The sequence below is a fragment of the Archangium sp. genome (genome assembly GCF_045802675.1).
Lineage (GTDB): Bacteria > Myxococcota > Myxococcia > Myxococcales > Myxococcaceae > Archangium.
On sequence record NZ_JBJMQO010000051.1, the window covers coordinates 1 to 17,008 of the forward strand.

The following is a 17,008-nucleotide window of genomic DNA, read 5'->3' on the forward strand; positions in this document are numbered from 1 at the left end:
GGGGCCGCTGGGAGGGGGGAGGGGGGTGGGATATACCGGACGCTTGCCCGCTCGCCGTTCCATGCTGGACGCCCGGGGGACTGCACGAGCAGGGGCCGGGCGTTATCACTGGCGTTGGCGTCGGCCGTCAGGGAGAGTGGAGGGTGGGCTCCCCTTGTCACCGGGCGAGCGGCCACTCGCGGGCACTCCTGCTCAGGGAGTCCCTGTCAGGCGCGGGACGTGGGTGGGGCGGGCTGCCTCACAGCCGGGTCCCGCACCCTGTCGTAATGCAGCAACCTGTCCCACCTTTAGGCGGGCCGGGTCTGAAACCCTTTTCGGAGGAGAGTCACCATCATTCGCGAACAGAGAAGCAGCCGCGGCGGTAGCCGCGACCAGAGGACCAACCGCCGTATCCGCGCTCGCGAGGTCCGGGTCGTGGGGTCCGACGGCTCGCAGCTGGGAGTCATGCCCCTCGAGGCCGCGCTGGATCGGGCCCGGACCGAGGGACTCGACCTCGTCGAGATCAGCCCCATGGCCAGTCCACCGGTCTGTAAGATCATGGACTACGGCAAGTTCAAGTACGAAGAGAAGAAGAAGGCCGCCGAGACGCGGCGCACGCAGGTGAAGGTCGAGCTCAAGGAAGTGAAGCTCCGTCCGAAGACGGAGGAGCACGACTACGAGTTCAAGGTGCGCAACACGCGCCGGTTCATCGAGGAAGGCAACAAGGCCAAGGTCGTCATCCAGTTCCGCGGGCGTGAAATCACCCACAAGGAGCTGGGCACGGCCATCCTCGATGACGTGGCCAAGGACCTGAAGGAAGTGGCGGTGGTGGAGCAGGCCCCCCGCATGGAAGGGCGCCTGATGTTCATGATTCTCGCGCCCACGCCGAAGGTCGCCCAGAAGGCGCGCGAGCTGGCACGGCAGGCCGTGGCCGCCCGGCGGGCCGCGAGCGAGAAGGACAACAAGCCGGCCGCCGCCGCGTCCACCCCTGCCCCCGAAGCGGGCGAGCAGGAAGCGCCGGAAGTGCCGGAAGCGCAGACCCCGCCGGCTGCTCCCTGAGTCCGCACGCCGCACGCGGTGGACGCGCTCCACCGCGTGCAGACGGGCTCCTTCGCACCGCCCTCACGCTCCGGTCCGCCCGGACTGCACGCCCCCGCCCTCCGCGAGGGGCTGCGTTGCGGCCCGGGGCGCTTGTGTCAGCAGGGCCCGGGCGGCGATCTCCGTGAGGGTGTAGAGGATGAAGGCGTCCTGATCGTCGATGGGGCGCTCGTCCTGGAGGGCGTGGATCTTCTTCCGCCGCTCGTTGAGGGCCGAGAAGATGTTGTCCTCGAAGCGGCCGATGAGCCCGTGCTGGCGGCAGGCGCCCACCAGCTCGCCGAGGGTGGCCCGGCCCACGTCCTTGCCTCCCACCTGAGTGACGGGCGGCTCGTGGGCGGCCAGGAGCCCGCGCAGCATCCGCTCGCAGCAGCGCGCGCACGCCACCACCACCTTCTGCGCCTGACGCTCCTCGAGCGCCAGACGGGCCGAGGCCAGCTCCTGCAGCAGCTCCAGGTCATGGGTCTGCCAGGTGAAGAGCGAGACGGGGAGGGCGAGGGTGTCGGTCCCCAGGGAGGTGAGGGTGAGCTGCGGGCCGTGGTGCTCGTCCACCACGTCCAGGTAGCCGAGGGTTACCAGCTTGCGCAGCCGCAGGTTGAGGTCCCTCACGCCAATGGCCATGTCGTTGATCATCACCGCGGATACATCGCTGCCGCTCTGGGCGACGAGCTGCAGCACGCGGTAGTCGAGCGTATCGAGCGGCGTGCGGGAGGACAGCAGGGGTCCGGCGCCATCGAGCGCGCCGCGCGCCGAGAGCACCATGTGGGGATCGAAGCCCGCGAGCCAGCTCTGCTGGTGGAGTACGGCGGGCAGCAGGCCCACGCCCACCACGGACAGGAGGAGATCCGCCCAGAAGGCTGGCAGGGCGAAGCGCTCGGGCCAGACGACGAGCAGGAAGCCGTCGAGCGCGACGAGGACCTGGAAGACATTGCAGAAGACGGGGTAGAGCCGCAGCAGGGCGCGGTGCTGGTACACGGAGACGTCGGTGATGCCCAGGCGCACGAGGACGAGCACGGCGGGGTAGGCGCCCGCGAGCACGAACAACCCGGCGAGCCGCGCCAGCAGCCGCACCTGCGAGAGCGCCGAGGCCTCCACCCAGGCCGGGAAGGTGAGCCGGGCCACCAGCGGAGTCGCCACGCCCAGCGCCACCACTGTCAGGATGGCCGCGGCCCGCGTGTCGCGCAGGCTCCCCAGGTCCAGATGCTTGCGTCCGGCGTTCGCCATGGCCCCGGAGCATAGCCTCGGGGACGCGCCCGAGGCAGGCTGCACATCGCTTGTAGATGTCTACAAGCGAGGCTTACGAGCACCCATGAGCCGCAAGCTCACTGATCGACCGACTGTGGCGGCGGCTTCGCGCTGAAGTTGGGCACGTAGCACTTGCCCTGGTATTCGTAGAGCACGTCCGGACACGGGGCCTTCAACTCGTGAGGCGTCCAGCAGGCGCCGATGAGCTCCACCTCGGCGTAGCGGTTGCAGGGAGGGCGCTTCTGCCCCTTGAAGGGCTCGCGCGGCAGCGGACGGGCGATCACGGATTCCCCAGCGTCCGCGGTGTCCACGAGCGCACCGCTGGAGAAAGGATCCGGCGTTCCAGCGGCCTCCTGTGCGTTGTCGCTCATGAGCACTGGCGGGACGTCCGCCAGGGGCTCCGAGTCGCTCGGCGGTGGGGACCCGGAGACCAGACGCACCAGTGCGAAGACCGCGGCGGCACTCGCCAGACTCAGCCCCAGGCGCCAGAGGGGGCGGGGGGCCTGGGGCCCAGCGAGGGCGCGGTCCATGCTCCGCACCCCCTCTTGCACACCCTCGAGCGTGAACACCAGCGACTCCACCGAGTGCTTCTCGGGAGACACGGACCAGGGGGTCTGCTCCACCTGCATGGCGACGTAGTTCTCCGAGGCCGAGGCACTGAGGAGCACCCGCCAGTCCTTCTGGGAGACCTTGTCCTCCTCGGCGGGCTTGAGCACCAGGGCCGAGGCTCCGCTCGTCTCGTGCGTGGCCCGGTAGAGCTCACCCTGACTGTCAGGAGACTGCGGCACCTGCTCCTGGAGCTGATACGGCCCCAACTGCTCCAATTCCTCGCCGCCCGCCCCGGTCTTCTTCTTGTCGTCCATGCGTGCTCCTCACGGGCCGTCCCATCCACAAGAGGCCCGAGCACCTGTTCGCATGGCGCTGGCTCCGGCTCCAGGAGCTACCCGGTACCTCTGGGGGTGCCCTACCCCACGGGTGCATGCTCGAGCCCGGCCCCAGACACGGCTTGAATCCCTGACGCGCTTCCGCAGAAGGTGTCAGACGACTCGTGACGCCGAGCTGCTCTCCCGTGGGCCTCTCAGTCCAGGTTCTTGTCGGCAAGGAACCGCGACAGCAGGTCCGCGATCTGGACATTGTTGGTGTCCGAGAACGGGAAGTGGGTGTTCCCTCGGATCCCGAGCTCCGGCAGATGGACGAGCGTGACGTCCCCGCCATGGCGGTTGACGGTGTCGCGCCAGAGCCGCGCCATCGCGAGCCGAACGCGCCAGTTGTCCTGCCCCGGATTGGGCGATGGCTCCTCCGGGATGTTGTCCCCGAAGTAGAGGACGATCGGGATTTTGGTCAGCGGCATGAACTGAGACAGCGGAACGCCGACGGCCTCGAGCGGCCCCGTGAGGCTGGGCATCGGCGGAGGCACCTCTCCCTCTGGAAAGACGAAGCCGCTGCCCGGCTCATACGAGACGACCGCCCGAACGTTCGGGTTCCGCATCACGACCAGCCAGCCGGGGCCACCTCCTTGCGAGTGCGTGACGAGAATGCCTGGCCCCATCTTGCCGAACAGGGCGGAGACGGCGCTCGCGCTCACCTCCGCATCGAAGGGCCCCGTGTTCGGCGTCATCGCGCGGAAGAACTGGTTGAGCGCCTCCGGTTCACGAGAGAACTGCACCCCGGGGAAGTAGTCCGGCCAGACGCCCATTCGGAACATGCCGAACCAGGTCTGGTCGTCCGGTGTCGCCGGCATCGTGAACGGAACGGTGCTGCGTCCCGCATCGCCGCGGCGTGGCTGGTCCAGCAGATAGACCGAGAACCGGCGTCGCAAGAAGAGATTCTGAAACCCTTCCCGGCCGTCCGCGGTGGTTTCCCACGTCTTCGAGGACTGGCCGGCTCCGTGCCAGAACACGATCGGGAGCCGGCGCGCGTCGACTGGGACCTGGTAGAAGACGTACGCGTGGTCCCCGTGAAGCGTCGCGCCCTCCGACGAAGGATGGAGCGGGTCAAAGGTCCCCGGGTTGGCCACGACGGTCCCGCCAACGGCGAAGCTCCCTTGCTCCCGGAGCACGAGGCCTGGCGACGCCGCCACGCCAGTCCTGGTCGGCCCCACGCATGAACTCAACGCCACGCTCGTCACGACGAGCGACCACTGAATGAACCGTCCTGGCAGCTGCGCGCGCATCTGGGTTACCCTCTCAGAGTTCTCATGAAGAAGTCCGTCAGCTTCGTCACGGCGGGCGTGACGAACTGCTCCTTGTCGTACATGTCAATGTGCGTCGCGCCTTCGATGACGAAGAGCTCCTTGGGCTCCCTCGCCTTCGCGTAGGCCTCCTGACTCCAGTACAGGGTGTCGGCCTTGGAGCCACCGATGAGCAGGATGGGGCGAGGCGAGATGGTTTCGATCTGTTCGAACGGGAAGAAGGCCATCTGCAGACCGAGCGTGGTGAACACGTACCGATTGGGCGAGTTGGGGTGCTGCGCTCGCGACGTGCGGTAGTACTCGTAGCCCTCCCGATAGAGCGTCGGCGTCGTCTCGGTAATCTCCGCGGCCGTGTCCGGCACGACGGGAACGAGCTTGAGTGGCTCACCGCGTGCCTCCCGGGCACGTTGCCTGCCCACCTCTTGCAGGCGCCTCATACGCTCCTCGTACGAGATGGTTCCTCCGACCCCCTCCCGCCGGGCTGCTCCGAGGTTGAACGTGCTGACCGCGGCGACGGCCTTGATGCGCATCTCGGTTTGCGTCGCATTCAAGGCGTACCCGCCCCCCGCGCAGATGCCGAGTGCTCCGATGTGGTTCTCATCCACGAGCGGGTGGTTGCTGAGGTAGTCGACCGCGGCGCGGATGTCTTCCACGCGCGCGGCAGGGACCTCCATCAAGCGAGGCTCGCCTCCGCTCTCCCCTTGATACGAGGCGTCGAAGGCTAGCGTGATGAAGCCCTGCTCGGCGAGCTTCGCGGCATACAGCCCGGACGTCTGTTCCTTCACCCCTCCGAACGGGTGGACGGTCACGATGGCAGCGTGCTTCCTCGACCTGTCGATACGATGGGGGATGAAGAGGTTGCCCACCACCGTGATTCCCTTGCTGGGGAACGTGACGCGCTCAACGACGACGTCGGTGGGAGTGTAGTTCACGACGCTCACGACGGTTGCGTCCGGCGATCGGCGGTGGGGCGCGCCCACTGTAGTGGGCGAGGCGCACGACATCGCCATCGAGCTCGCGGCAAGAAAGAGTTGGATGAGTGCTCTTCGGTTCATGGCTTCAGCGCTCCTTGGGTGGAGTGTCACTTTCCCTCGAAGACTTCCTTCGCTACGCCGATCGCCGTCATCGCGCTCGGCCAGCCCGCGTAGAAGGCCAGGTGGGTGATGGTTTCGATCAACTCCTCTCGCGTCACCCCGTTCTCCCGCGCCCGGGCGAAGTGGGACCGGAGTTGGTCCGGACGGTTCATCGCGATGAGGGCGCTGACGGTCACCAGGCTGCGGTCCCGCTTGGAGAGCTCCGGGCGCTCCCAGATGTCCCCGAAGAGCACGCCGTCGGTGAGCTCGACCATCTTGGGCGAGAAGTCGCCGATCAGCCGCTGCGCCGGGGTGGGCTGGCCACCTGCACCGACGCCGGGGCGCGCGAGTGAAGCGGACGTCGCCTTTCGGCCCGTGGCGGGCGCGTGATACTGCTCGTCGCTGACCTTCTCCATCCAGTCGACGGACTTGCCGTCGAGGTGCTCCGAGACTGCGATGTGTGTCATCCGGCTCTCGGGCGAAGCGCCGTGCCAGTGCTTCTGCCCGGGCGGAATCCAGACGACGTCCCCCTGCTGGAGCTGTTCGACAGGGTCGCCCCAGCGCTGCACCCGGCCGGAACCCTCGGTCACGAGCAGGACCTGGCCCAGGGGATGCGAGTGCCAGGCGGACCGAGCGCCAGGCTCGAACGTGACAGCGGCGCCCGAGGCGCGTGCCGGGGCCTTCGCCTGGAACAGCGGGTCGACGCGCACGTCCCCCGTGAAGTTCTCGGCAGGCCCCTGGCGCGGGGGCTGCGAGCCGCTACGGGCAATCTGCAGCGCCTGCGCGCCGTCGCCTGGGGCGGACACGGGCACCTGCGCACCCGAGATAGTCCCTGCCTTGTTCGTGTGGGTACAGGCCGCGGCAACGAGCGGGAGCGCCAATGCGGTCAGGGTCAGCAGTTTCATGTCGGTCCTTTCAATTGAGCCTCGGGGCCCGGTGCAGCCCTCGCGCCTCCAGGCGGCCCTGCTGGGCCTTTGGACGGCGCGGGGTGGCGCTTCCTAGGGCCGTGGCGGCGCCTCCACGCCCGACAAGACCAGCACTGCGTCCGGCAGACGCTGCCCCTGGGTCTCGATCGCGGCAACCTCCGAATTCAAGTCAGCGAGCTCGGAGGGCGTGAATCGAACCGCGGCCGCGCCGTTGTTCTCGAGCATGTGCGCCATCTGTGTCGTCCCGGGGATGGGCACGATCCAGGGCTTGCGCGCCATCAGCCACGCCAGCGCGATTTGCGCGGGGGTGGCCTGCTTCCGCTCAGCCCACCTCTTCACCAGGTCCACGAGCGCCAGGTTGTGGGGCAGGTTGTCTGGCGAGAATCGGGACTCGACGCCGCGAATGTCACCGGGAGCGAACCGTGTATTGGCGTCGATGGCACCGGTGAGGAAACCGACCCCCAGCGGGCTCCATGGGACGAAGCCGATTCCCAGCTCCTCGCAGAGCGGAATGACGTCGTGCTCCGGCCCGCGCCACAGCATTGAGTATTCGTTCTCGACGGCGCTGACGGGCAGCTCGGCGTGCGCTCGGCGCAGCGTGTTCAGCCCCATCTCGGACAGGCCCCAGTGAAGAACCTTGCCTTCCCCCATCAGCTCCTTGACTGCGCCGGCGACGTCCTCGATCGGGACCTGCGGGTCCACTCGGTGCTGGTAGAGCAGATCGATGCGGTCGGTGCGAAGGCGCCTCAGCATGCCCTCCACCACGAGTTTGATGTGCTCCGGCCGGCTGTTGAGCCCGGGGCGCCACGCGCCGGTCTCCTGATCGATGTTCCAGCCGAACTTGGTTGCGATCTGGACCTTGTCTCGGAAGGGGGCCACACCTTCGCCGAGGATGCGTTCCACCTCATGAGGGCCGTAAGCCTCGGCCGCGTCGAAAAAGGTGACACCGCGGTCGAAGGCCGCCCGGATGATGTTGAGCATCTCGGGCCGATTCGGCACGGTCGTTTCATACTTGCGGCTCATGTTCTGGACCCCCAGCCCGACTGCCGATACCTCCAGCTGACCAAGCCTGCGGCGTCCGAGCGGCTCCGTCGACTCTCGAGGAGGGTCGACGATGCCCGGCCCCACGCAACCCGCGAGCCCGGCCACGAGCGGAGTGGCGCCAATCGCTACCGCACCCTTGAGAAGGTCACGCCGGCTGCTTCCTGCCGTGCCGGGACTCTGGGGCTGATTCCTCTTCGAACGCATGTGTGGTGATCCCGTCATCGTCCAGTGGCTGCTGCTCTTCGGTGGTACAGCTCAACCAGGCTCAATCCAGCCCCTTCTGCGCGAGAAACCGCGACAGTGGCGATGCTCAGCCGTTCGTCAGCTTCAGCACCGACTCAGGAAGCCGCGCTCCATGCACCGTGATCTTCGCAGCCGCGATCTCGATCTCTTGGAGGTCGTCCGCCGTGAGTTCGACATTCGCCGCGCCGACGTTCTCCTCCAACCGGTGCAGCTTCGTGGTCCCGGGAATTGGCACGATCCACGGCTTCTGGGCGAGCAACCAGGCGAGTGCGATTTGCGCGGGCGTCGCCTTCTTCCTCTCGGCGATCCGCTTCAGCAGATCGACCAGGACCAGATTTGCCGCGCGGGCCTCGGGAGCAAAGCGCGGGACCTGATTGCGGAAGTCGGTGCTGTCAAACTGAGTGGTGGTATCGATCTTTCCTGTGAGAAAGCCCGCGCCCAACGGGCTGAATGGCACGAAGCCGATCCCCAATGCCTCACACGTCGCCAGCACGTCGTTCTGCTCCGGATCTCGCGTCCACAGTGAGTACTCGCTCTGCACCGCGGTGAGCGGCTGCACCGCGTGTGCACGGCGGATCGTCTTCGCGCTCGCCTCCGATAGACCAAAGTGCTTGACCTTGCCCTCCTGAATCAGCTCCTTGACCGTGCCGGCGACGTCTTCGATCGGCACATTCGGGTCGACGCGGTGTTGATAGAGAAGGTCGATCCTTTCGACCCTGAGCCGCTTGAGCGAGCTCTCCGTCACCTGCCGGATGTGCGCGGGCCGACTGTCGAGTCCGTACCGACTACCGTCCGGGTTGATCCCGAAGCCGAACTTGGTGGCGATCGTCACCTGTTCTCGGAAGGGGGCAAGCGCCTCGCCTACCAATTCCTCGTTCTTGAAGGGGCCGTAGGCTTCGGCGGTGTCGAAGAAGGTGACGCCGAGCTCGACGGCAGCGCGAATGAGCTTGACTCCTTCCTGCCAGTCGAGCGGCGGGCCGTAATTTGCGCTGAGCCCCATGCTGCCGTACCCGAGCGCCGAGACTTCCGGGCCGCTGTTTCCGAGTCTGCGTTTCTGCATCTTTCCTCCTATGTCGTAGGACCTTCCGAACGGCCTGGCGTGCGCTGCATTGCCAGGCGACGATGGCTGTCATCTTGGCGCGCCCCGGCGTTCCGGAAGGGCGCCGTGCTGCCGGGACGGTTCATGGCGATGAGCTCGTGCGGACGCGTCCACACATCGCCTAAGAGCACTTCGTCAGTCAGCTCGACCCGCTTCGGCGAGAAGTCGCCAATCTTCGAGAACTGCCCCCTCAGTCCGGAATGGAGATGGAGAAGCGCATGCTGTCGACGACCTCGGGGGGCGGGCCGCCGCGCACGCCGGTGTCCAGCGCGTCGATGGCCGCGGCCTCCTCCGCCGTCAGGGCGAAGTCGAAGACATCGAAATTCTCGGCGATGCGCTCGGGCCGCACGGACTTGGGGATGGCCGACAGGCCGCTCTGCAGGTGCCAGCGCAGCACCACCTGGGCGGGCGTCTTGCGGTAATTCTGCGAGAGCGCGACGACGACCGGGTGCGCCAGCGGGTTCTTCACCGCCTTGGGGTTGCCGGGCATGTACACGTTGACGCCGCCGAGTGGCGACCACGCCTGGGTGACGATGCCGCGGCGCGCGTGGACCGCGCGCAGCTCGCGCTGAGTGAAGAAGGGGTGTACCTCCACCTGGTTCACGGCGGGCACCACGCGGGTGCGCGCGGCGAGGTCCTCCAGTTGCTTCGGGCTGAAGTTGCTCACGCCGATGGCACGGACGCGCCCGTCCGCGAGCAGCTTCTCAGCGGCCCGGTACGCCTCCACGGTCGCCTCGAAGTCCGAGGGCAACGGCTGGTGGAGGAGATACAGGTCGATGGACTCCAGGCCGAGCTTGCGCAGGCTCACGTCGAAGGCGCGCAGGGCGCGCTCGTAGCCGTAGTCGCTGATCCACAGCTTCGTCGTGACGAACACCTCGGAGCGCGGCACGCCACCGCGGGCGATGGCCTCACCCACCTGGGGCTCGTTGAGGTACGCCGCGGCGGTGTCGATGAGCCGGTAGCCGCGGGCGAGTGCCGCCGTCACGGCGTCCACGGTCTGCTCGGGCGTGCTCTGGAACACGCCGAGTCCGAGCGCCGGCATCTGGACGCCGTTGTTCAGGGTGAGAGTGGGGTGGGCCTTGGTCATGGTCCTGTCGTTTCTTGTGGTCGTGCGCGGCTCGGCGGTGGGGACCAACTCGACGTCCCTCGCCAACACGAAGAGAAATAGCCGTCACGGGAGCAGCGAACTAGGTGGCGAGAAGACGATGGGCCTTTAAGCTGCGCTTGAAGATCGGCTGCGGTTGATACACAGTCGTTGAACGGGCACGGACGCTCGGGGCGCCACGCGCCGGCGGAGCGAGCCAGCGGTGGCCTGCACGGACGCTCCTCATGAAGACGACGCTCCTCCCGCAGCTCCAGGTATTCCTCGTGGCGGCGCGCCTGAAGAGCTTCAGCGCGGCGGCGCGCGAGCTCGGCGTCTCTCCGGCGGCGGTGAGCCTGTCCGTGCGCCAGCTCGAGGAGCAATTGCGAGTGGTGCTCTTCGCCCGCACCACCCGCAGCATGTCGCTCACGGACGCAGGACGGCGGCTGATGGAAGGCGCGGGGCCGGCCCTCAGCCAGGCGCTCGCGAGCCTCACGGAGGTGTCGGCGCAGCCGGGCGAAGTGGTGGGGCGGCTGAAGCTGACGGTGCCGGAAGTCGCGGTACCCTTCGTCATCACCCCGGTGCTGCCCGCCTTCCGCGCACGCCACCCGCGGGTGGAGGTGGAGGTCGTGGCCGAGAACCGCCTCGTGGACATCGTCGCGGAGGGCTATGACGCGGGCGTGCGCCTGCACGAGGCCCTTGAGCGCGACATGGTGCAGGTGCGCCTGACCGATGGCTTCCGCTTCGTCGTGGTGGGCGCCCCCTCGTATCTCGAGCGACATGGTACTCCGCAGCGTCCCGAGGATCTGCTGCGCCACGAGTGCTTCACCATCCGCATGCCTTCGAGCGGGGGGCTCTACGCCTGGGAGCTGGAGCGTGGGAGCAGGAACTGGCGGGTGCCGGTGCGAGGCGGCGTGGTCACCAACAATCGCGAGCTGACGCTGGCCCTGGTGGAGCAGGGCCTGGGACTGGCGTACGCCTCCGAGCCGGCGGTGAAGGAGCAGTTGCGCACGGGGCGACTCGTGCGTGTGCTCGAGGCGTACGCGCCAACTGTGCCCGGCTTCTTCCTCTACTTCCCCAGCAGGGCGCAGCGCTCCGAGCCGCTGCGCCTCTTCGTCGAGACGGCGAAGGAGTTGGCCGCTCGCCCATGGGGTGAGCGGTAGGGGAAATGACGAAAGCCCCTAGCGAAACAGCCTCTTACTGCTCGAGCGACGGGGGCGGGGGCTTCGCGCTGATGGTGGGCACGTAGCACTCGCTGCGTGCTCGAGCCCGGCCCCGGGCCCGGCCTGAATCCCTGACGCGCGTCAGGTGCCACGGCCGTGCGCCGCCGCCGTCAGCTGCGCGGTATCGACGCGGACGAAGATCGAATCGCCCACCGCGGTCAGCACGTCGCCGGCGTAGACCTCGCAGAGGACCCGGCTCTTGCGGCCGACCTCGCCTTCGACTCGCGCTTTCAGGGTGAGCGGCACACCCATGGGCGTGGGCTTGAGGTACTTCACGCCAAGCTGGCCCGTGACGCATTCGATCTTCGGCTCACTGCCGGGCTCACGGCCTTCGGCGCGGTAGTGATAGGCCATGGCTGTCCAGTTCGAGTGGCAGTCCACCAGCATGGCGATGAGCCCGCCGTACACCAGCTCGGGCCAGCCACTGTATTTGGGCTCGGGGGTGTACGTGGCCATGACGTGGATGCCGTCCTCGTGCCAGTAGCTCTTGATGTGCAGACCGTGCGGGTTGTTGCAGCCACAGCCGTAGCAGATGCCTTCTGGCGCGACGACTTCTTGCAGAGACGGGGTTTCCATGGCGGAGCCTTTTACTCGATACGGCCCGACTCCTCACCGACGTGTCTCAGGGCTTGCTGGCGCCCGTGATGGGCGTGGCGATGCACCCCGGAGCCTTGGGGTCCTTGCAGCACCGGGCGAGCTCCTCCACGCTGGTGCGGTAGGTGGCCTCCCACTGCCCCAGGGACATGGAGAGGCCCGGTGGCATCCAGTGCGAGTTCGGGTAGAGCATCGCCCAGCTGTCCAGGTAGGGGCTGAGCGTCTCGCCTATCGACTCGTACATGGCCGTATTGCAGGTGTGCTGCGAGCCGATGCGGTGGCAACCCGTGCACGCGTTGCCCCGCGTGGAGAGGGCGACGGGCTTGGGCCACTTCTTGAAATCCTCGCCAATGTCATTGGCATACAGCCCGAGCGGGTCCCTCGGCATCTTCCCCGTCTGTCCGATGAGCGGGCTGTACATGAAGGGATCGCTGTCGTGGCACGCACCGCAGTTGGCGGAGGCCGTCTTGACGGGCGGATTCCAGAAGTCCTTCGCGGCCACCTTCCCCGCGGGAGGTGTGGCCTCCTCGGGGGGAGGCACGCGCCGCCCGTCCAGCCCCTTGTCGGCCGACAGGGGATTGGGCGCCAGCGCCTGGAACCAGCAGGTGCTGCCCGTCTCCACGTTGTGCGAGATGAGGTCCACCTCGTCGTAGAGAGAGGTATTCGCCGGACGGACCTTCTTCTGGCGGCAGTAGGCGCTGATCTGCACCTTGCCGTCGTCCCGCAGCACCAGGGCCCGGGACTCGGGAATGCATTGCCCGTCGGTGTTCTCGCCCTCGCCCGGGGGCAGCAGCGAGGGCCGGTCACACGTCATCTGGGGCACGTAGGCGGTGGGGACCTTGCCATTGACGGTGATGGGGACGCGCGTGCCCGTCCGGCAGTCGAAGGCGGGAATGGGGCCGATCTTCTCGGCGCACTCGCGGGCATAGGGCAGCAAGTCTTGTTGGGCCCACGCTCCGGGTGCGAACAGCACCAGCAGCCAGCAGGCACCACGGCGGAGGGACGATATCGGTCTGGACCAGCGCATGGGGGAACGGGCGCCTCCCTGAAGTCGAGTGCTCACCGCACCGTCAGCCCGGGCGTCCCCAGGATGACCTTGCGGATGGCGGCGTAGTAACGGGCGTAACCGGTGCAGCGGCAGATGTGGCTCCCACAGGCGTCCTGGATGGCCGCGTCCAGTTGGTCCTCGGGGATGGGCTTCGCGCGCAGCCGCTCCATCAGCATGTTCGTGGCCATGAGGAAGCCCGGCGTGCAGTAGCCGCATTGGAAGGCGAACTCGTCGAGAAAGGCCTGCTGGAGCGGGCTCGGACCCGAGGGCCCGGCCAGTCCTTCCACCGTGGTGAGTGTCTGTCCATTGAGCTCGCCCACGGGCGTGGAGCACGCGAGCGTCGGCACCGCATGGGCCTTGGGCACCCGGCACGCGGCGACCGTGCAGGCCCGGCACACGCCGATGCCGCAGCTGAACTTGGTGCCCGTCAGCGACAGCTCCTCGTGCAGGAAATCCACCAGCGGCAGCGAGGCGGGCACCTTGCGGGTGTATGTCTTTCCATTGACCGTGAGGGTCACATCGACAAGGGGGGAGCTCATGAGCGGAGGGACTCCAGGATCTTGGCCGGGGTGATGGGCAGCGAGCGGAAGCGGCGCTGGGTGGCGTCGGTGACCGCGTTGGCGATGGCGGGAGGAATCGGGCACAGCACCGCCTCGGCGATGCCCTTGGGATGGTCATCCGGCGGGGGCAGGGGAGGCAGCACGTTGAGCTTCATCCGCCCCAGCGGCAGGTCTCCCGCGAGCGCCACCCGGTAGCGGTCCAGGTTCCAGTTGCCCTCGCCCGCGCCCCCCACGCCCAGGGGCAGTTGCTCCAGCAGCGCATAGCCGATGCCCATGGCCACCGCGCCCTCGGATTGGCCGACGACCAGATCGGGTTGGATGAGGCGTCCGGCGTCGAGGAAGGTCTGCACCTCGATGACCTGGACGCGGCCCGAGGTGGGGTCGACCTCGACGGCCACCAGGGCGCCCGAGGGCGAGTAGAGGCAGCGTCCGTAGGAGGCGCTGGCGGCGGTCGGCGCGACGACGTTCTTGCGCTCGTGCCACCGCCAGGAGCCGGCACTGGCCAGCCGCGTGCACAACCCGTCGATGGGCCACGTCCAGGTGGAGCCCTCGAGCGTGTAATCCGCCTGCACCCAGCGCGCCTGGTAGAGGGCGTGCACCATGGCGCCCGCCACGCCCTTGTCGGCGTGGAGCCGGGCGGCGATGGCCGCTTGCGCGAGGCGAGGCAGGCCCGGTGCCACGAGGAAGCCATCCTCCCAGTGCGTGTCCTCCGCCTTCAGGGGATTCGAGGGCGCCAGGCCCCAGAGCTTCCGGGCCGCGGGGAACAGGCCCGTGGTGAAGAGCACCTGGCTGGCCTGCTCGATGGCGTGCACCTGCTGGAAGGCGGTGATGCACGCGCTGGACGACATGGAATAGCTCTTCGTGTAGTGCGGATTGTCCCAGGGGTTGCTCGAATCGGTGGGGGCTGACTCGAGGGTGGTGGGACGCTCGTTGCGCCGCAGCAGCTGCGAGGAGTTGAGGAGCCGGAAGGTCTCCCCCTTCTTCTGCACGGCCTTGGTGTTATCGGAAGAGCTGACCGGCTGCTGATTGGGCTGGACGAAGCCGAGCACGTCGAAGAACTCCACCTGCCCCATGTCCGCGCGCGAGGCGTTGACTCCGAGGTAGCGCGCCGTGCTGATGGCCAGCGACGTGGCCGAGCCATTGCCCATGTCCACGCAATTGCTGGTCAGGCGGAGCGCCCCCTTGGCATCGATCTCGACCGCGGCCATCACTCCGTCCGCGCCCGTGCCGTACGCCTGATTGGCCAGCGCGAAGCCGACCCCGTAGAGCCGGCCCTGCTGCTTGCGCTTCGCCTTCTCTTCCTGGCGCCGCGTCCACAGCTCGTGCTTGCGGGCCAGCTGGCAGATCTCCGCCAGCCGCATGGGCTCCTGGAGCGGAGCGCCCGTCACGGTGTTGTTGCCCTGGACCAGCGCGTTCTGCTCGCGCAGCTCGATGGGGTCGCGGCCCAGCGAGGCGGCGATCTCATCCATCATGGACTCGACGGCGAAGAAGGCCTGCGGCCCCCCAAAGCCTCGCATGGAGCCCGCCACCACGCCGACGGAGGGCTGGGCGAGCGCGTCGATGGACACCCGGGGCACCCTGTAGCCGCCGCCGCCGCAGTAGCCCGCGAGCTGGGCGACCCACTGGCTGTAATTGTTCTGGCCGCCGGCCAGCAGCGAGAGCTGGCTGACGATGGCCTGGAGCTGGCCCTTGCCATCCACGGCGAACGTCTGGCTCATCTTCGCGCCGAGCTGCTTGATGCCGCCCTGGAACTGCTCGAAGCGGTCATAGGCGATGCGCACCGGGCCGTCGGAGTAGGTGGCCGCCAGGAGCATGAGGATGGGGAAGAGCGACACGTCCCGTCCGCCGAAGCCTCCACCCGGGTAGCAGGAATTGAGCACGACGCTCTTCACGTCGAACGGGCCCGAGGAGTGGTTCTTGAAGAGGCTGAAGGCATCCGAGAGGTCACCGTTGGTGCTCTGCGTGCCCAGCACCAGGTTCATGCGCTTGTTGGCGCGGTCGAGCCACGCGAGGCCCGCCTCGGGCTCCATGAACATGGGGTCGAGCACCTGGGTCTCGTAGGTGCCCTGGAACACCTTCCAACCCGCGGTCTTCAGCTCTTGCTGGATGAGCTGGCGCGTCTTGGCGGCCTCCTGGTCCTGCGGCGTGGACGAGGAATAGGGATTGGTGGAGCCGTCCTTCACCTGGGAGAAGCGCACCTCGCCTTGGGCGCCGCCGTAGAACGTGAGGTAGGTGGGCGGGCTGTAGGGCGCATAGCTCTGAGCGCCGGTTGCCGGCTGCGGCGGAGGCCCGTACTGGAGCACGTCCGGGTTGAAGCGCAGCAGGCGCGAGGCCTCGCGGAAGACGTAGTAGCTCTCGAAGATGAGCAGGGCCACGGGCTGCCCGAGGTAGGCGGGCACCTGATTCAAGGCCGCGAGGAAGACCTTCTGCCGGCCGTCGGGGGGCGTGGTGCTCGAGGGCAGCTGCAGGCCGTCGCTGGCCAGGTCCACCGAGGTGACGACGCGCAGGGGCTGCAGCTCCGGCGGCAGCCCGGACAGGTCGATGGCGACGAGGGGGCGGTCCGCGGAGGTCGCGCGCAGCACCATGGCGTAGCGCTCGGTGGTGGGCCACCCCTTCATGTCCCGGGCCCGGAAGTCGCGCGCGTAGATTTTCTGCCCGGTGACCTTGGGCAGCCCCTCGATGCGGAAGCGCGCCTTGCCCGGCGGCCCCATCCAGCCCGAGCCGCCCGCCTGGCCTCCCGAGGCTTTCTGGGCCATGGAGGGCAGGGAATTGAAGATGACGGTGATGCCTCCCGCCGCGGCGGCCGACTCGAGGAACTGCCTGCGGGAGAAGACGAAATGATCGGTCAAGGAGAACCTCCTCGGCCGGAGACGAACACCATGAGCGAAGAGAATCAAGAACCCGCGTGAAATTCGGAAAGGGGCTCCAGGCCATGGAAGGCCGGGGCGGGGGTCCTCACGCTCAGAAGGAGATCCGGAGCTGCACGCCGACGTGGTGGGGCGCCATCGCCACGCCGACGCGCCAGTCGAGCGCGGCCAGGCCTTCTCCGGCGAGGGTCTTTCCCTCACGGTAGGCGCGGAGCGCGTCCTGGGCTCCGGTGGGTTGCGTGAGAATCATCACCTCGCCGAGCAGCACTCCCGTGGCCGCGGTGAGCACGGCGGAAGGCCAGCGGTCGAAGAACAGGCCCAGCACCAGCCCGGTGAGGACGTTGTAGACGACGTTGGCGCCATGCATCAGCAAGCTCCGTCCCTCTTCTTCGCTCCGGGCGCTCCGGACGAGCAGCCGCTCGGCCTCGGCGAGCACCGCGCAATCCACCGACTCCGGTTGTCGCGCTGCCAGTGCGTCGAGCGTGGGAGAGTCCTCCATCACGGTCAGCGGGACCGCGAGCAGCACGGCCACGCCCCCCGCTGAGGAGACCGCGCCCACGTAGAAGTCCACCTGCTCCTCGGGCGAGAAGAGGGGTGCGAGCGCGAGCTGGCCCACCGTCAGCACGGACCAGGTGGCGCCCCATGCGCCCGTCCAGATTCGCGCCCGCCGCGCGTCCTCGTGCAGGTGCGACTGGATGAAGGCGAGCCGCCGTGAGGGCTCCAGCTCACCCACCGATGCA

General features: G+C 68.0%; 15 protein-coding genes. 2 read left to right on the top strand and 13 right to left on the bottom strand.

The genetic code is table 11. From position 1 onward, the window contains the following. The first annotated feature begins 330 nt into the window (after window positions 1–330). Entirely contained in the window at window positions 331–1,038 is a 708-nt protein-coding gene (gene infC / locus ACJ8AN_RS15175) for a translation initiation factor IF-3 (RefSeq protein ID WP_407756113.1), read from the top strand. A 63-nt stretch (window positions 1,039–1,101) separates the two neighbouring features. Here the strand turns inward: infC and ACJ8AN_RS15180 are convergent, their stop codons facing one another. The 8 genes from ACJ8AN_RS15180 to ACJ8AN_RS15215 all read right to left on the bottom strand — a co-directional run bounded on the left by ACJ8AN_RS15180 (window position 1,102) and on the right by ACJ8AN_RS15215 (window position 9,982). Beyond that, entirely contained in the window at window positions 1,102–2,298 is a 1,197-nt protein-coding gene (locus ACJ8AN_RS15180; RefSeq protein ID WP_407756062.1) for a hypothetical protein, read from the bottom strand. 98 nt (window positions 2,299–2,396) lie between these two features. Continuing rightward, window positions 2,397–3,182, bottom strand: a complete 786-nt coding sequence (locus tag ACJ8AN_RS15185) for a hypothetical protein (protein ID WP_407756063.1) — start codon at window positions 3,180–3,182, stop codon at window positions 2,397–2,399. Between the two features lie 215 nt (window positions 3,183–3,397). After that, entirely contained in the window at window positions 3,398–4,492 is a 1,095-nt protein-coding gene (locus tag ACJ8AN_RS15190; RefSeq protein ID WP_407756064.1) for an alpha/beta hydrolase, read from the bottom strand. A 5-nt stretch (window positions 4,493–4,497) separates the two neighbouring features. Beyond that, entirely contained in the window at window positions 4,498–5,451 is a 954-nt protein-coding gene (locus ACJ8AN_RS15195; protein WP_407756065.1) for an alpha/beta hydrolase, read from the bottom strand. Between the two features lie 140 nt (window positions 5,452–5,591). After that, the gene (locus ACJ8AN_RS15200) at window positions 5,592–6,488 is read right to left on the bottom strand and encodes a cupin domain-containing carboxymuconolactone decarboxylase family protein (protein ID WP_407756066.1); all 897 of its coding nucleotides are present in this window, start codon (window positions 6,486–6,488) and stop codon (window positions 5,592–5,594) included. 93 nt (window positions 6,489–6,581) lie between these two features. Continuing rightward, window positions 6,582–7,637, bottom strand: coding sequence for an aldo/keto reductase (locus ACJ8AN_RS15205; RefSeq protein ID WP_407756114.1), 1,056 nt, complete (start codon window positions 7,635–7,637; stop codon window positions 6,582–6,584). Window positions 7,638–7,863: 226 nt separating this feature from the next. After that, the gene (locus ACJ8AN_RS15210; RefSeq protein ID WP_407756067.1) at window positions 7,864–8,856 is read right to left on the bottom strand and encodes an aldo/keto reductase; all 993 of its coding nucleotides are present in this window, start codon (window positions 8,854–8,856) and stop codon (window positions 7,864–7,866) included. Window positions 8,857–9,085: 229 nt separating this feature from the next. Beyond that, entirely contained in the window at window positions 9,086–9,982 is an 897-nt protein-coding gene (locus tag ACJ8AN_RS15215) for an aldo/keto reductase (protein ID WP_407756068.1), read from the bottom strand. Between the two features lie 242 nt (window positions 9,983–10,224). Between ACJ8AN_RS15215 and ACJ8AN_RS15220 the strand changes: the two genes are divergently transcribed. Continuing rightward, window positions 10,225–11,139, top strand: coding sequence for a LysR family transcriptional regulator (locus ACJ8AN_RS15220; protein WP_407756069.1), 915 nt, complete (start codon window positions 10,225–10,227; stop codon window positions 11,137–11,139). Between the two features lie 141 nt (window positions 11,140–11,280). Here the strand turns inward: ACJ8AN_RS15220 and ACJ8AN_RS15225 are convergent, their stop codons facing one another. The 5 genes from ACJ8AN_RS15225 to ACJ8AN_RS15245 all read right to left on the bottom strand — a co-directional run bounded on the left by ACJ8AN_RS15225 (window position 11,281) and on the right by ACJ8AN_RS15245 (window position 17,001). Beyond that, window positions 11,281–11,775, bottom strand: coding sequence for a PaaI family thioesterase (locus ACJ8AN_RS15225; RefSeq protein WP_407756070.1), 495 nt, complete (start codon window positions 11,773–11,775; stop codon window positions 11,281–11,283). Window positions 11,776–11,821: 46 nt separating this feature from the next. Further along, on the bottom strand, window positions 11,822–12,820 hold the full coding sequence (locus ACJ8AN_RS15230) for a hypothetical protein (protein WP_407756071.1): 999 nt from the start codon (window positions 12,818–12,820) through the stop codon (window positions 11,822–11,824). Window positions 12,821–12,852: 32 nt separating this feature from the next. Next, window positions 12,853–13,380, bottom strand: a complete 528-nt coding sequence (locus ACJ8AN_RS15235; RefSeq protein ID WP_407756072.1) for a (2Fe-2S)-binding protein — start codon at window positions 13,378–13,380, stop codon at window positions 12,853–12,855. Next, window positions 13,377–16,250: a xanthine dehydrogenase family protein molybdopterin-binding subunit gene (locus ACJ8AN_RS15240; RefSeq protein WP_407756073.1), complete on the bottom strand. Its 2,874-nt coding sequence runs from the start codon at window positions 16,248–16,250 to the stop codon at window positions 13,377–13,379. Before ACJ8AN_RS15240 ends, ACJ8AN_RS15235 begins: the two co-directional genes overlap by 4 nt. Window positions 16,251–16,362: 112 nt before the next feature. Then, window positions 16,363–17,001 carry a hypothetical protein gene (locus ACJ8AN_RS15245; RefSeq protein WP_407756074.1) on the bottom strand — a complete coding sequence of 213 codons (639 nt, stop codon included), beginning with the start codon at window positions 16,999–17,001 and terminating at the stop codon, window positions 16,363–16,365. Window positions 17,002–17,008 lie beyond the last annotated feature (7 nt).

What these genes read in the sequence shown, in the direction of transcription:
- ACJ8AN_RS15180 (WP_407756062.1), bottom strand. Translation starts at nt 2,298, where the DNA reads ATGGCGAACGCCGGACGCAAGCATCTGGACCTGGGGAGCCTGCGCGAC.
- ACJ8AN_RS15185 (WP_407756063.1), bottom strand. Translation starts at nt 3,182, where the DNA reads ATGGACGACAAGAAGAAGACCGGGGCGGGCGGCGAGGAATTGGAGCAG.
- ACJ8AN_RS15190 (WP_407756064.1), bottom strand. Translation starts at nt 4,492, where the DNA reads ATGCGCGCGCAGCTGCCAGGACGGTTCATTCAGTGGTCGCTCGTCGTG.
- ACJ8AN_RS15200 (WP_407756066.1), bottom strand. Translation starts at nt 6,488, where the DNA reads ATGAAACTGCTGACCCTGACCGCATTGGCGCTCCCGCTCGTTGCCGCG.
- ACJ8AN_RS15210 (WP_407756067.1), bottom strand. Translation starts at nt 8,856, where the DNA reads ATGCAGAAACGCAGACTCGGAAACAGCGGCCCGGAAGTCTCGGCGCTC.
- ACJ8AN_RS15215 (WP_407756068.1), bottom strand. Translation starts at nt 9,982, where the DNA reads ATGACCAAGGCCCACCCCACTCTCACCCTGAACAACGGCGTCCAGATG.
- ACJ8AN_RS15220 (WP_407756069.1), top strand. Translation starts at nt 10,225, where the DNA reads ATGAAGACGACGCTCCTCCCGCAGCTCCAGGTATTCCTCGTGGCGGCG.
- ACJ8AN_RS15225 (WP_407756070.1), bottom strand. Translation starts at nt 11,775, where the DNA reads ATGGAAACCCCGTCTCTGCAAGAAGTCGTCGCGCCAGAAGGCATCTGC.
- ACJ8AN_RS15230 (WP_407756071.1), bottom strand. Translation starts at nt 12,820, where the DNA reads ATGCGCTGGTCCAGACCGATATCGTCCCTCCGCCGTGGTGCCTGCTGG.
- ACJ8AN_RS15235 (WP_407756072.1), bottom strand. Translation starts at nt 13,380, where the DNA reads ATGAGCTCCCCCCTTGTCGATGTGACCCTCACGGTCAATGGAAAGACA.